The 14749-nt window shown below is 43.0% G+C and carries 14 protein-coding genes; 9 read left to right on the forward strand and 5 right to left on the reverse strand.

Annotation, left to right across the window (positions count from 1 at the left end):
• Positions 1 to 66: 66 nt before the first annotated feature.
• The 3 genes from PJIAN_RS01150 to PJIAN_RS01160 all read left to right on the forward strand — a co-directional run bounded on the left by PJIAN_RS01150 (position 67) and on the right by PJIAN_RS01160 (position 2671).
• Entirely contained in the window at positions 67 to 1077 is a 1011-nt protein-coding gene (locus PJIAN_RS01150; RefSeq protein ID WP_068701229.1) for an aspartate-semialdehyde dehydrogenase, read from the forward strand.
• A gap of 170 nt (positions 1078 to 1247) precedes the next feature.
• The gene (queC, locus tag PJIAN_RS01155) at positions 1248 to 1889 is read left to right on the forward strand and encodes a 7-cyano-7-deazaguanine synthase QueC (RefSeq protein ID WP_068702654.1); all 642 of its coding nucleotides are present in this window, start codon (positions 1248 to 1250) and stop codon (positions 1887 to 1889) included.
• Between the two features lie 11 nt (positions 1890 to 1900).
• Positions 1901 to 2671, forward strand: coding sequence for a sulfite exporter TauE/SafE family protein (locus tag PJIAN_RS01160; RefSeq protein ID WP_068701231.1), 771 nt, complete (start codon positions 1901 to 1903; stop codon positions 2669 to 2671).
• A gap of 53 nt (positions 2672 to 2724) precedes the next feature.
• Here the strand turns inward: PJIAN_RS01160 and tyrS are convergent, their stop codons facing one another.
• Together tyrS and PJIAN_RS01170 are read right to left on the reverse strand one after the other, a co-directional pair.
• On the reverse strand, positions 2725 to 4017 hold the full coding sequence (gene tyrS, locus PJIAN_RS01165; protein ID WP_068701233.1) for a tyrosine--tRNA ligase: 1293 nt from the start codon (positions 4015 to 4017) through the stop codon (positions 2725 to 2727).
• Positions 4018 to 4234: 217 nt separating this feature from the next.
• Positions 4235 to 4663 carry a hypothetical protein gene (locus PJIAN_RS01170; RefSeq protein ID WP_068701235.1) on the reverse strand — a complete coding sequence of 143 codons (429 nt, stop codon included), beginning with the start codon at positions 4661 to 4663 and terminating at the stop codon, positions 4235 to 4237.
• Positions 4664 to 5104: 441 nt separating this feature from the next.
• On the opposite strand from PJIAN_RS01170, the gene PJIAN_RS01175 reads away from it, so the two are divergent.
• From PJIAN_RS01175 to PJIAN_RS01190, 4 genes are all read left to right on the forward strand, one after another.
• On the forward strand, positions 5105 to 6511 hold the full coding sequence (locus PJIAN_RS01175; RefSeq protein ID WP_153802442.1) for a dihydrolipoyl dehydrogenase family protein: 1407 nt from the start codon (positions 5105 to 5107) through the stop codon (positions 6509 to 6511).
• On the forward strand, positions 6486 to 7256 hold the full coding sequence (locus PJIAN_RS01180; RefSeq protein ID WP_068701238.1) for an ABC transporter ATP-binding protein: 771 nt from the start codon (positions 6486 to 6488) through the stop codon (positions 7254 to 7256). Before PJIAN_RS01175 ends, PJIAN_RS01180 begins: the two co-directional genes overlap by 26 nt.
• Before the next feature lie 109 nt (positions 7257 to 7365).
• A complete protein-coding gene (locus PJIAN_RS01185) occupies positions 7366 to 7767 on the forward strand; it encodes a Fur family transcriptional regulator (RefSeq protein ID WP_068701240.1) in 402 nt (133 codons plus the stop codon).
• A gap of 27 nt (positions 7768 to 7794) precedes the next feature.
• Positions 7795 to 8346 (forward strand): NADH peroxidase, encoded by a 552-nt coding sequence (locus PJIAN_RS01190; protein ID WP_068701242.1) that lies wholly within the window; start codon positions 7795 to 7797, stop codon positions 8344 to 8346.
• A 70-nt stretch (positions 8347 to 8416) separates the two neighbouring features.
• On the opposite strand, the gene kdsR is transcribed toward PJIAN_RS01190, so the two are convergent.
• Together kdsR and PJIAN_RS01200 are read right to left on the reverse strand one after the other, a co-directional pair.
• On the reverse strand, positions 8417 to 9223 hold the full coding sequence (gene kdsR / locus PJIAN_RS01195) for a 3-ketodihydrosphingosine reductase (protein WP_068701244.1): 807 nt from the start codon (positions 9221 to 9223) through the stop codon (positions 8417 to 8419).
• Positions 9224 to 9271: 48 nt separating this feature from the next.
• Positions 9272 to 10882, reverse strand: a complete 1611-nt coding sequence (locus tag PJIAN_RS01200) for a S8 family serine peptidase (RefSeq protein ID WP_172795549.1) — start codon at positions 10880 to 10882, stop codon at positions 9272 to 9274.
• A 238-nt stretch (positions 10883 to 11120) separates the two neighbouring features.
• On the opposite strand from PJIAN_RS01200, the gene PJIAN_RS01205 reads away from it, so the two are divergent.
• Together PJIAN_RS01205 and PJIAN_RS01210 are read left to right on the forward strand one after the other, a co-directional pair.
• Positions 11121 to 12320 carry an NAD(P)/FAD-dependent oxidoreductase gene (locus PJIAN_RS01205; RefSeq protein WP_068701248.1) on the forward strand — a complete coding sequence of 400 codons (1200 nt, stop codon included), beginning with the start codon at positions 11121 to 11123 and terminating at the stop codon, positions 12318 to 12320.
• Between the two features lie 123 nt (positions 12321 to 12443).
• Complete coding sequence (locus tag PJIAN_RS01210) at positions 12444 to 13091, forward strand: protein-L-isoaspartate(D-aspartate) O-methyltransferase (protein WP_068701249.1); 648 nt, start codon at positions 12444 to 12446, stop codon at positions 13089 to 13091.
• Between the two features lie 50 nt (positions 13092 to 13141).
• Here the strand turns inward: PJIAN_RS01210 and ahpF are convergent, their stop codons facing one another.
• Positions 13142 to 14692, reverse strand: a complete 1551-nt coding sequence (ahpF, locus tag PJIAN_RS01215; RefSeq protein ID WP_068701251.1) for an alkyl hydroperoxide reductase subunit F — start codon at positions 14690 to 14692, stop codon at positions 13142 to 13144.
• Positions 14693 to 14749: the final 57 nt, after the last annotated feature.

Raw genomic sequence — 14749 nt, forward strand, 5'->3', positions numbered from 1 at the left:
AAAAACTAAATAAAACCGGAATAAAAGTACAAACATTTTTTTAATTTTTCAATTTTTAGAAGAAAAATGAAAGTAGCAATTGTCGGCACAAGCGGCGCCGTAGGACAAGAATTCCTGAAAGTGCTTGCTGAGAGAGATTTTCCGATGGACGAACTACTACTGTTCGGCTCATCGCGCAGTGCAGGAACCTCTTACACCTTTAAGGGTAAACAGATCGTCGTCAAAGAGCTTAAACACAATGACGACTTCAAGGGTGTAGATGTTGCTTTCGTATCTGCCGGTGCAGGAATCTCCAAGGATTATGCCGAAACCATCACCAAATTTGGAGCTGTGATGATTGACAATTCAAGTGCTTTCCGTATGGACAATGATGTACCATTGGTAGTTCCCGAAGTGAACGCCGCCGATGCGAAAGTCCGTCCGAGAGGCATTATTGCCAATCCGAACTGTACAACCATCCAGATGGTTGTCGCGTTGAAACCCCTCAACGACATCTCCAAAATAAAACGGGTGCACGTAGCTACTTATCAGGCTGCAAGCGGCGCAGGTGCTGCTGCCATGGATGAACTTCTCCAACAATACAAAGAAGCTCTCAATGGCGATCCTGTGACTGTAAAGAAATTTGTACATCAGTTGGCATTCAACATGATTCCTCAGGTAGACGTATTCACCGATAACGGCTACACAAAAGAGGAAATGAAAATGTATAACGAAACCCGCAAGATCATGCACACCGACGCTGAAGTAAGCGCCACATGTGTTCGCGTACCTTCTTTAAGAGCCCACTCAGAAGCTGTTTGGGTTGAAACCGAAAAACCGGTTTCAGTAGAAGAAGCCCGAAATGCATGGTCAAATGCAGATGGTGTTATTCTTCAGGACAATCCTGCAGAAAAAGAATACCCGATGCCATTGTTTATCGCAGGTAAAGATCCTGTTTATGTGGGACGTATCCGCAAAGACCTCTCCAACGAAAAAGGACTCACTTTTTGGTGTGTCAGCGACCAAATTAAAAAGGGAGCGGCTCTTAACGCTGTACAAATAGCAGAATATCTGATAAAAGAGGGCGATTTGAAATAAAATCAACTTTACATCTATACTCATAACGCCGTCTGCGAACAGACGGCGTTGTTTGTTTTTAAAATACAAAATACATGCAGGTTAAAATTTGATTCGTATCTTTGCAGCCGAAGCCGGCTCCGGCTTATTTTCATCGACCCTTCATCTTTTACCGCAATATTTTATTTACAATGAACGCATTAATCGTATATTCAGGAGGGTTGGACAGCTCCACACTTCTACACCAATACAAAGACGACATCCGTTTGGCAGTATCGTTTCACTACGGATCGAAACACAACGATCGTGAGATTTCATATGCCCGACAAAACTGCGAGGAACTGGGGATTCGCCATATTGTGATCAACCTTGGCTTTATGAATGAATACTTTAGAAGCGACCTCCTACAAAGCGGCGGCGACATTCCCGAAGGGCATTATGAAGCCGACAATATGCGAAAGACAATAGTTCCCTTTAGAAACGGCATCATGTTGAGCATCGCCGTGGGATTGGCCGAAAGCAACGATCTTGACGCCGTGCTAATAGGCAATCACTTTGGAGATCATGCCATCTACCCCGACTGCCGCCGCTCATTTATCGATGCTTTCACAGCCGCAGCGAAAGCCGGCACAGAAGTTGGCATTCAGATTCTTTCTCCGTATTGCGATATCAGCAAAAGAGAAATCGCACTTATCGGACAAGAGCTGGGAATCGACTACAACAAAACCTATTCCTGTTATAAAGGAGGCGAAAAACATTGCGGCAAATGCGGCACCTGTGTCGAACGTAAGGAAGCACTGGAAGGTTTTGATCCTACCGAATACGAAGCATAAACCACAAAATAATGGAAATAGGATTTATAATTTTAGGCATAGCTGCCGGAATATTATCCGGATTATTCGGCATTGGAGGCGGAATGGTAATGGTTCCTTCGCTGATAGCGATTTTCGGGTTGCCCATCCTCGATGCCAATGCAACATCTTTAGCGGCTATGCTACTACCGGTAGGTATTTTAGGAGTAATAACCTATTACAAAGCCGGATATATAAACATACGGAATTCTTTATGGATTTCCGGCGGTCTGGTTATCGGGTCTTACTTTGGAGCCGAATGCGCAGTTCTTGCCAAAGAATCAATCCTGGCAAAATGTTACGCAGCGCTGCTATTTTACATTGCCTTCAGCTACCTCGACATTCCGGCATATTTCAAGAAAGACAAAACTCCACTACCGCCATCCAACCCCTCAAAACATCTCAATTTGTGGGGCTTGATAGCAGTGGGCATAGCCGCCGGAATCATTGCCGGTCTTTTTGGTAAAGGCGGAGGCATTATCATCGTTCCTGCCATGGTAAAATTCTTCAAGTACGACGCTAAAGCAGCTGCCGCCACTTCACTGGCTGCCTTACAGCTACCAGTTGGACTACCCAGCGTGATGGTATATGCCGAAAACGGACACTTAAACCTTCTTAATGCAGGACTAATTGCCGTTGGTATTGTTTTCGGCGCCTTTGTCGGCACCAAACTTGCCGTGAAAATGCCAAGCAAAATGTTCAAAAAAGTATATGCTGCCTTCTTACTGCTGGTGGCATTCTACATGGCTTTCAAATACGCATAAAAAAAGCCTTTGCTCTTTCCGAACAAAGGCTTTGATAAATATCAGGGGAAGAATTACTTTGCTGTAAGCAGAAAGTAGTTCTTCTTTCCTTTTTGCACCAACAGATAACGACCGTTCAATAACTGATCGGCAGTCACGACAGCGTCCGGCTGATCCAATTTTTCTTTATTAATAGCAACTCCGCCACCCTGAGTCATTTTGCGCATTTCACCTTTCGACGGGAACACTGCACTTTTTTCGGTCAGCAGATCAATAGCTTTAATACCTTCGTTCAGTTCTGTCAGAGAAATCTCAAACTGAGGAACACCTTCAAATACAGCCAAAAATGTCTCTTCATCCAGATTTTTCAACTGATCGGAGGTTGAATTACCAAACAGGATAGAAGATGCATCAACAGCCGCGAGATAATCAGCTTCCGAGTGAACCATTGTAGTTACTTCTTTCGCTAAAGCCTTCTGCAAAGGACGAAGATGCGGAGCCTGACGTTGTTCTTCAATTAAAGCATCAATTGCTCCTTTTTCAAGGAAGGTAAAAATCTTAATATATTTTTCGGCATCAGTATCACTCACATTCAGCCAAAACTGATAAAACTTGTAAGGCGACGTGTATCGACGATCCAACCAAACATTACCCGATTCTGTTTTACCAAATTTGCCACCATCAGCCTTTGTAATCAACGGACAGGTAAGAGCAAAAGCCTCGCCTCCGGTTTTACGGCGAATCAATTCTGTACCGGTAGTGATATTTCCCCACTGGTCGGAACCACCCATCTGAATCCTGCAATTATGATGCTGATAGAGGTAAAGAAAGTCATATCCCTGAACTAGCTGATAGGTAAATTCTGTGAACGACATTCCATCGGATGTTTCTCCGTTCAGACGCTTTTTCACTGAATCCTTCGCCATCATATAGTTAACCGTAATGTGCTTACCAATGTCGCGAATAAATTCAAGGAATGAAAAGTTTTTCATCCAGTCGTAATTATTCACCATTTCAGCAGCATTAGGAGCATCTGACTCAAAATCGAGAAAGCGGGACAACTGAGCCTTGATGCAATCCTGGTTATGACGCAGTGTTTCTTCGGTCAGCAAATTACGCTCCTGCGATTTCCCTGAAGGATCACCAATCATACCCGTGGCTCCACCCACCAACGCAATTGGTTTGTGTCCACAACGCTGAAAATGACGCAAGATCATAACTCCCACAAGGTGACCAATATGCAACGAATCGGCAGTCGGATCAATACCCAGATAACCGGCAGTCATCTCTTTTTCAAGTTGTTCTTTTGCGCCCGGCATCACATCATGAATCATGCCTCGCCATGTCAGTTCTTCTATAAAATTCATGTTCAGATCTAATTATTTAAGTGCAGGTTCAGAAGTCTTTCCGCAAAACAATCTTCGATTCGGCAAAACAAACTGAAAAAACCTCTTAAGTTATTAATTTTCGGACTGCAAAGGTCGCTTTTTTCAGCCGTAATTGCAAGAGTCTTTACCAAATACAAGAGGGCGAATCATCTCAATGATCCGCCCTCTTCGTTAATATTTTATACCTGTTCGAGTATTATTTTGCAACACTCTTCTTGGCTGTTTTTTTAGCCGGAACCTTTGCTTCTTTGGACTCTGCAACCTTCTTTGCAGGAGCTTTGCGGGTAACTTTCGGCTTAACTTCCTCAAACAAAGGAACAACAATATTTATTGTACCCATTTCATTCCTCACAAAATGCGGCTCCAACCCCGCATATAATTCACCATTATCATACACTTCACACCAGCAATCGTTGGTGTTGTCATACACTTTGAACGAGAGAAAAGTCGAGTCCGCCGGAAGGGACACCTTAACTTCTGTACTACCATTGAGAAAGGCACTTTGCGTATCCTTGCTATCCCAATCATTAAAATTACCGGCTATGGTCATACCGGAGGGGTCTACATTTTCAACTGTAAAAATGACTTGCCACTTTGAACCTTTCTTACTGTAATTTACTTTCATATCAAATATAATTTAGAGATTGATAATGACTCATACTTTTCAAAAAACATTCTTACATTTTTAGACTACACAAATATAAGAAAAAATTAAATTTTATCCTATCTGTCTTTTTTTATCTCTCACAAAACTAAAAAAAAACATTTTTGACATTCTATCAAGACACGCATATTTGCTTAATAATAGTTATTAACATTCACAATAAAATCACAACAAGCTCATTTAATATAATATATGTATTTCACAAGGAGCTATTATTCTAAAAAAAATAAATTGCATTTGCATTTTTTTAGAATGATTAATTTACGTAAAAAACATACATAAACATCTCTCTTAAATGTTTTGCCGGAACAACTATTTTTTGTAATTTTGTTAGGTATCAATGTATTTATCAGGCAACAGAAAAGACTTGTTGCTCTCTATCTTATACCAAAACCTTTTGAGATGATGTTTGATTTAGCTATTATCGGAGGCGGACCCGCCGGTTTTTTCGCTGCAGAATGCGCCGGAAACCAAGGGCTTAAAGTTATCCTTTTTGAAAAAGATACATTGGGAGGAGTTTGCATAAACGAAGGGTGTATACCCGCAAAAACCTTACTAAATAGTATACAGGCTTACAACATTGTCAAAGATGCGGAAAAATACGGTATTATCATAGACAAGAATGCCTCCAAGTTTAGCATGGAGCTTGCCCTGCAACAAAAAGAGAAAGTCGTAAGAAACATGCAAACTATTGTCAGTGATAAATTTAACAGCGACATAGCCACTCTAGTACAAGGAAAAGCCTCTATTAAAGGGCGCTCTGCCGATGGTAGCATTACAATTTGTTGCGAAGATCAGGAATACCGCTCAAAGAATTTATTAATATGTACCGGTTCACGTCCGGACATGCCCGAAATACCAGGAATTGAAAGTTCGCTGGTATGCACATACGACATAATGCTGAATAGCACCGAATTACCCCAAAAACTGGTTATGATTGGCGGTGGACAAGTCAGCATTGAGTTAGCTCATATTTACAATTCGCTCGGAGCTGAGATTACCATTCTTGAAGAGAATGACGAAATATTGCTAGACACCGATAACGAAATATGTTCTGTTCTGAGAGAAGAATATGCCAAGAGAGGTATTATTACGCATCTAAACACCAGAATATCAAAAATTGAAGGAAACAAAGTCTTTTTTAGCATCAAGGGAGTTGAAATGACCGCCGAAGGAGAAAAAATTCTTTGCGACATCGGTCGACGCCCTAATCTTGAAGGGTTTGGTCTTGAAAATCTTGATGTTGAATGTTACAGAAAAGGGATTCGCATCAACAATCAAATGCAGACTTCAGAACCCAATGTCTTTGCGGCGGGCGATGTTACCGGTTTTTCAAAGTCGGCTCATGCCGCATACTGCGAAGCTGCCGTTGCTATCAACACCATATTGGGCATTGACGATCACATGAATTTCAAAGCTGTTCCAACATGCGTATTCTCCAGCCCTGAAATTGCGCACGTCGGCATTACGGAAGAAACATTGAACCTTGCATGGAGACCTCATAAAATCATCCGTTTACCTCTAACTCAGTCAAGTCGATATGTAATTCAGGACCATGAATTTGAAGGGCTCTGCAAAATCATTGTCGGAGAAGACGAAACGATCTTAGGCGTTCATATTATCGGCAATAATTGCAGCGAAGCCATCGTTGCTGCCGTAATGGCCGTTGAATCGCAGATGACTATTTCCGAATGGAGAAAAATTGTATTTCCGTACCCGACCATTGGAGAAGTAATGAAAGGCACGCTAATTTATGCCCAAATTCCTTTTGAACAACCTAAATATGATAGAAGTAATTCACGTAAATAAGTCTTTTGACAACAATCCTGTTCTAAAAGACGTTTCTGCCACATTCCAACCCGGTCAAACCAACATGATTATCGGGAAGAGCGGCTCAGGAAAAACTGTACTGATGAAATGCATCATCGGTCTGCACACAGTAGACTCTGGTAAGATATTGCTTAACGGGCAAAATCTGACTGAGATGACTTTTCAGGAAGTAAAGATATTACGCCAAAAAGTCGGAATGCTTTTTCAGGGCTCTGCGCTTTTCGACTCTGCCACAGTCCTCGAAAACGTCCTCTACCCGCTGGAGATGTTTTCCTCTATGAGCAAAGCCGAGCAAATAGAGCGTGCCAGTTTTTGTTTGCACAGAGTCAGTATTGATCCTAAAGCTTTTGGTCTCTATCCTTCCGAAATCAGCGGCGGTATGCAAAAACGAGTAGCTATTGCCCGTGCCATTTCAATGAACCCGCTATACCTGTTTTGCGACGAGCCCAATTCCGGCCTTGATCCGCAAACTTCTTTAATCATCGACCAACTTATTCACGAAATCACTGAAGAATTTAAGATCACAACAGTCATAAATTCTCACGATATGAACTCTGTTATGGAAATCGGAGACAACATCATTTTCATCGAAAAAGGAGAAAAATCGTGGCAAGGACATCGAAGCGAAATCTTCGATACCGGCAATAAAGCGCTGGAAGATTTTGTTTTCGCATCCGATCTCTACAAAAAAGTCAAACTATCCCACTCATTGTTAGACAAATAACGTTATTATTTAATTTTAACAATCCTAATTCTTGCTAATTCCATATGACGTTGTATCTTTGCAATCGAATTACATTTGTAATGATTACAATTTTATTTCATTTTCAAATATGGATGCATTAGATATTTTAGTAAAGCACGACATTAAACCATCACTCCAACGACTGGCAGTAATGGAATACATGCTGACGCACTTTACGCATCCTACGGTTGACGAAATTTACAGCTCGCTATCTCCTTCAATTCCTACGCTTTCCAAAACAACTATATACAATACTCTAAGCCTTTTCGAAGAACAAGGCGTAGTTCTGTATCTTGGTATTGATAAGAAAAATGCCCGTTTTGACGGAAACACTTCCCATCATGCTCATTTCCGTTGCAAAAACTGTAACGCAATCATTGATATCTTTAACCAAAAGCCGGAAGATGTTGTTTTAGAAGGCCACCCCGAACTTGTCATTGACGATGTACAAACATACTATACAGGATATTGCAAAAATTGCAAGAAATAACAATTTAACTAATTAAATTACACTATTATGAAAAAGAAATTCATTTGCACCGTTTGTGGTTATGTTCATGAAGGAACCGAAGCTCCTGAAAAATGTCCGGTTTGTAATGCTCCGACAGCAAAATTCCAGGAAGTAGTAGAAAACGAAGGTCTTACATGGGCTGACGAACACCGTTTGGGTGTTGCAAAAGGTGTAGATGCAGAAGTTCTGGATGGCTTAAAAGCTCATTTCAACGGCGAATGCGCTGAGGTTGGCATGTATTTGGCAATGTCTCGTCAGGCTGACCGCGAAGGATACCCCGAAGTAGCTGAAGCTTACAAACGCATTGCATGGGAAGAAGCAGAACATGCTTCAAAATTTGCCGAACTGCTGGGCGAAGTCGTTTGGGATACAAAAACCAATCTCAAAGCACGCATGGATGCAGAAAGCGGAGCCTGCGCCGACAAAAAACGCATTGCGACAAAAGCAAAAGAGCTTGGTTACGATGCTATTCACGATACAGTTCACGAAATGTGTAAAGATGAAGCTCGTCACGGACAAGTATTCCAGGGCTTATACAACCGCTTTTTCAAGAAATAAATATAAACCAGAATCTAGAGAGAAAGAGAGAGAAGAAAGGCGCTCCATTCGTGGAAGCGCCTTTCCCGTTTTATAGCATGCTATAGAAAATACGGAGCAAAAATTGATAGGCCCGGGATGGAATCCATGTTTTTGACATTGCAAAACCCACCTGAAGGATATTCCCCACCTTATATCTGAATTTGGGGTGCTTACTGTTCACAATATGGAATACCACTTTCGCCAGGCGCTCCGGTTTCAATCCGTTTTGTTCCTCTTTCTCAATATTCTTGAGCGTTTTTTCAAACTGAGCACTATACTCTTTGCTTTTTTGAGTCGGCTCCGACAAAATGCGACTGGCAGTAAACCCTGTAGCAAAATCGCCCGGTTCGATAAGACACACCTTCACATTAAACGGTTTTACCTCCAGACTCAAAGCTTCGCTGTAACCTTCCACCGCGAATTTTGAAGCCGAATAGTAAGCCTGAAAAGGCAAACCCATCACACCACCCAATGAGCTCACATTAATGATCGTTCCACCTCCATTTTGGCGCATATGTGGCAACACGGCAGAACAAACATGCACAGTTCCCATAAAGTTGGTACGCATCTGCAAACGGATTTCATCGACAGAAGCCAGCTCTGCCGCACCGCCAATACCCATACCTGCATTATTGACAACCACATCGATATGCCCTTGTTCCGCAATAACCTTTTCGATGGCCTGCTTTACCGAATCCGGATCCGTCACATCCATCTGAAGATGCTTCACCGATCCAGTTTCCGGCATCGCACGTCTTCCAGTGCCATACACAATCAATCCCCGTTCCGAAAGATATTCGGCACAGGCTTTTCCCAAACCGGAAGTTGCCCCGGTAATCAAAATGACTTTTCCCATTGTATAAATTTATTTGTGTTTTATATTCGCAATTGCATGTTTTTCAAATTATTGCTTCACAAGCTTATAAACCTCAGAAGATTGAGATCCAACCACCGATAGCAAATAAAAGCCGGAAGGAAGAGCTGCTGTTCCTATTTTTGAAGGCACAGCCTGCAACTGCCATTCGGCCAACTTCTGCCCAGTCTGCGTATATAGTGTTACAATTGCAGGCATCTTTACCCTGGAAAGGCGGTCTATCTTCAAAGCTTCATCTGTAAAATAGACAATTCCCTTATTTTTGTCAGACAAGGAATTCGGGTCCGGACTCACAAACTTGTTTTTATAAATAGCATAAACATCAGGGATTCCATATCCGAGTATATTATCAGGAGCTGTATACATGGACGAATATTGCTTGAAAAAATTAATGATCTGCATGTTATTATAGGACGGCAAAGCCTCCCACACGCAAGCAACCAATCCTGCCATAATGGGGGATGCAAAAGAAGTCCCATTGTTGGTAGCAATAGTATTTGCCGAAGTTGCAATCACAGCATGATAGCCAACCGCACACACATCGGGTTTAATTCTACCATCAGCAGTAGAGCCATAACCGCTAAAAGATGCATGAGATCCGTTGTAATCGACAGCACCAACCGTAAGAATTGAATCCGCATCAGCAGGAACAGAGATGTAATGCCACAATTTATTCCCTTCGTTACCGGCAGAATTTACAACAATTATTCCTTTTCGAGCTGCCATGGTTGCAGCAATCGAAGCCCTTGATGTTTTGCCATTAAGTGACTGGTAAGTATAATCCATTCCTGAATTATCAAACTGAGTGTAACCTAATGAAGAATTCACCACATCCACACCAACGCTATCTGCAAACTCCAACCCGGCAACCCAATTATCCGGCTCCACGAGATATTCCGAAGGAGAATATTCGGTACGAATAAGCCAGTAAGATGCATCAGGAGCAGTACCAATCATGATGTCGGGCTGGTTGGCAGCCATTGTTGAGAGTACGTTTGTTCCATGAAATTCAGTATTGGCAAAAAAAGGAACAGATGGATCGGCAAAATCTTTTATACCCAACAACCGTCCCTGCAATCGCAAACTATCAAACACCGAAATCTGGTCAGTTTTATAAAATCCTGCATCCAACACACCAATCACCATCCCTTTACCCCGGAATCCCTCGGCATGTAATTTCCGCCCGTTATGCATATCTATTTGCTGATTAGCAGTTCCGTAAACATCGTTGATCATCGAAGACATCTCCGGCATCTTAGAAGGAGGCGGCGATGTATATCCTACCGGAGTAAGTGTCAGTTCCACTTTTTTCACGAATGGCAACGCCCTGAAAGTCGAGAGCAAAGAGGTATCCGGCAAAATTACCGTAATACCGTTCAACCAACGACTCGAGGATTTCAGCACTGCTCCTTTTTGCAAAACAGACTTAACATACACGTGACTCACCGGCAAATCAGTAGAATCTACAGTAAGATGCTGTCTGGTTCGCCGTATAATCGACTTAGACGACAAGTAAGCTGATGGGTTGGATAATGAGCCGGAGGTTCCTTTCTTGTTCGCAAACTGTATCCAGCAATTGTATTGAGCTGTAACAGTTAAAAAAAGACCGAATAGTGACAAGAATAGAAGAGCCCGTTTCATTAGTTGCTGTTTTTGCATTTATTTGCAAAGATACACTCTTTGTACAAAAACACCACGCCGCGAGCAACATTCTCTCATTTTCATCATGCAAATCTTGACTTACTTTCGTGTACTAAATAATGTTAATAGTGATACCAAAGCAATTTATCGATACTATATTTGTTAATGAAATTTGAATCATAAGACCACAATTTCGACACAACGCCACCACCAACAAAAACCACAATAACAACAAATTATGCAAACAGCAATCATTGTAGGCGGTAACTTTGCCGGTATCACTACCGCTTTAGAACTAAAACGCAAAGGAGGCAAAGAGTTCAGGGTAATCGTCATTGACAGAAGTTCACAATTTGTCTTTATGCCTTCATTGGTTTGGGTTCCTTTTAAACGACGCGAAATCAAAGACATCACCTTGTCGCGCGTAGAGATATTGACACGACACGATGTTGAATTTGTTTTGGCAGAAGCACAACAGGTCGATCCGAATGCACAAATCGTAAAAACGTCCGCCGGCAACTTCAATTACGACCAACTGGTTATATGCACCGGACCGAAAGTAAATTACAACATTGCACCGGGCGTGGCCGAATTCACACACTATATCGGCACTCCATCGGGAGCAATGAAGACACGTCAGTCACTGGAAGAGTTCAAAAAGAATCCCGGGCCGGTAGTTATCGGAGCCACGCAAAGCGCCGGATGCATGGGGGCTGGATACGAATTCTTATTCAACTTTGAAAAATGGTGCCGCGAACAAAAAATCCGCGACAAGGTGGATATTCATTGGATCACTCCCGAACATTACCTCGGACACTTCGGGATGGATGGTATGACGGGCGGTCAAACCTTGTTCAAGACCTTTTTCAAACTCTTCAACATGCACGTCCACACAGAAGTCGCTATCGACAAAGTGGACGCAGAAAACGTTTATCTGAACGACGGAACGGTGCTTCCGTACAAGTTTTCGATGCTGATGCCTCAATTCATCGGCGACGATTTCGTAAGCAACAGTCCGGAATTGAAAGCAACACCAACCGGATTCATCCCAGTGGGCAACGATTACCGCCATCCCGATTTTCCAAATATTTGGGCGGCAGGCATTGCAGTTAGCTTCCCTATTCCGTGGCATGCCGGAAAGGTTCCATTTGTTGCCCCCAAAACGGGATTTCCAAGCGACATTACCGGAAAAGTGGTTGCTGAAAATATTATGAGAGTTCTAAAAGGGAAAGAGCTCAAACAAAAGTATTGGGGCGACATTCCGGCACTCTGCATTATGGATGCGGGCAAAAAAGAAGTTCTCATTGTTGGCAACCGGCTTTTCAAACCCCGCGCCATTGCCATCATGATGCCCAACCTGCTGTACGATTTCAGCAAGGTTCTGTTTGAAAAATATTTCCTCTGGAAGACGAAAAAAGGATACGCATTCTTTCCGTGAAAAATCTCTTACTCTCAAAAGGCTTCTGTACTATTTATACAGAAGCCTTTTACTTTTTCATGCCGGAATCAATTGATTCCAACAGCACTAATTTTGCACAAGAGAGAGAATAATCCAATCGTCATGCAGGCATCCGATACGCATATCTACAAAGCCCAGAGGCAAATTCTTGCGAACAACCTAAAAACCAAAGGCATTACCGACAAACGGGTACTGGAGGCAATCCGGCAGGTACCGCGCCATGCTTTTATGGACGAACGCTATATTCGCTTTGCCTACCAGGACGATGCCTTTCCAATAGCTGCCGGACAAACCATTTCGCAGCCTTACACGGTAGCTTTTCAGACGCAACTTTTGGACATTCAAAAAGATGACAAGGTGCTTGAAATAGGCACCGGATCAGGATATCAATGCGCGGTACTTCTGGAAATAACCTCATCGGTCTTTTCTATCGAGCGTCAGGAAATATTGTACGAATCAGCCTTCAAACGATTGAAAGAGCTGGGTTATTCACCACATCTCCGCTATGGCGACGGACATGAAGGATGGCCGGAAGAAGCTCCTTTCGATAAGATTTTGATCACTGCAGCAGCGCATGAAATACCACCCCGACTGCTGGAACAACTGACAATCGGAGGAAAGCTGGTGATGCCTGTAGGTGGTGCCAATACACAAAAAATGACTCTGGTCGAAAAAATCTCCGACACAGAGTCTATTTTCAGCGAACACGGTGGTTTTGTGTTCGTGCCACTTCTCAAAGGTAAAGTATAAAACACACAATCTTTAATACATAACAGTCTCTCTATTTCTCTCTTCTAAACTTAGCGCAACTTATCTTTCAATTTATCTTCAAAAGCCGACAAAGCCGCTTTCGAACCTTCACCCATAGCAATCACAATTTGTTTGAACGGCACCACCGACACATCTCCGGCAGCATAAACACCCGGAATATTGGTACGACAATGAGCATCCACCTCTATTTCACCCGTCGGACTCAACGGTACCAATCCTTTTACGATGTCACTGTTGGCCTTCAATCCGATCTGAACAAAAATACCATCGACACCCAGCGATTCTATTTCGCCGGAGCCACGGTGTTTGAACGTCAAACCGGTAACTTTTGTACCATCACCCTCCACCGAGAGTGTCTGTGCGGCGGTAATAATTTTCACATTGGCAATGGTTTTCAACTTTTCCTGCAACACCTCGTCGCCTTTCAATTCATCAGCAAATTCGAGCAACGTAACATCTGTTGCGATAGCCGAAAGATCGATGGCTGCTTCGAGTCCGGAATTTCCGCCTCCGACAACGGCAACCTTTTTCCCTTTGTAGAACGGACCGTCGCAATGCGCACAGAACGCCACGCCTGATCCGATATACTGACTCTCGCCCGGCACATTCAGTTTTCGCCAACTTGCTCCGGTAGCAATAATCAACGCTGGTGTTTTTAAGGTTTCACCAAGAGACGTTTTGACTAACTTTTCTCCATTTTCAACAACGACCTCGGTTATTTTTCGGTTTTCCAGCACATCAACCGGATAGGCCAAAAGGTGCTCTTTCAGGTTTGCCGCCAATACGTTTCCGGTTGTTTGGGGTACGGAAATAAGATTTTCAATCCCTACTGTTTCGGTCACCTGACCACCCATGCGATCGGCAACAACAGCCACCTTCAACCCTTTTCGTGCCGAATAGATGGCTGCCGACACACCGGCTGGACCACCGCCCGCTATCACCACGTCGTAATCAACCACTGCGGACGACGATTCCTGCACAGAACCGACAGCCTCCTCTATTTTCGACAAAAGCTCTCCTAAATTAGAGCGCCCCACATGCAACAATTCATCGTTCAGATAGACGGAAGGTACTGCCTGAATATTGAGCTTTTCCACTTCGCTTTGATGAATGCCTCCGTCAACAATTTCGTGTTTGATCGCCGGATTCAAAATTGCCATCACATTTAGTGCCTGTACCACATCGGGACAGTTTGTACAGGTCAGAGAGATGTAGCTCTTTAAGTGGATTTCTCCTTTAAGATTCTGAATTCGCTGTTCGATCAGGGCATCGGGAAGATTTTTGCCCAAACCATCCAAATTGAGCACCGCCAACAACAACGAACTGAATTCGTGACCGTTCGGAACCGCCCTGAACACAAAAGAGGAGGGTATTCCGTTTTTCACAACGGTAAATTTCAAATCGTCGCCGGGAAGTATTTCACATTTGGTATTATCGGAGCAGGAAGCCACCTCTTCCAACAGATCGACAAGTTCATTGTGGGAAGGATGTGACGGACTGACCTCTGCCCGAAAAACGAAATCGGATTTCAGGGTTCCGAAAAGGGAGCGAATCTGATCTTTTAAGCCTTGTTCTAACATAACAATTGAAAGTTAACGGGGAGAACCGACAAGCAGCTCTCCCCGGGAGAATATATA

Source organism: Paludibacter jiangxiensis, from assembly GCF_001618385.1.
Taxonomy (GTDB): Bacteria; Bacteroidota; Bacteroidia; order Bacteroidales; family Paludibacteraceae; genus Microbacter; species Microbacter jiangxiensis.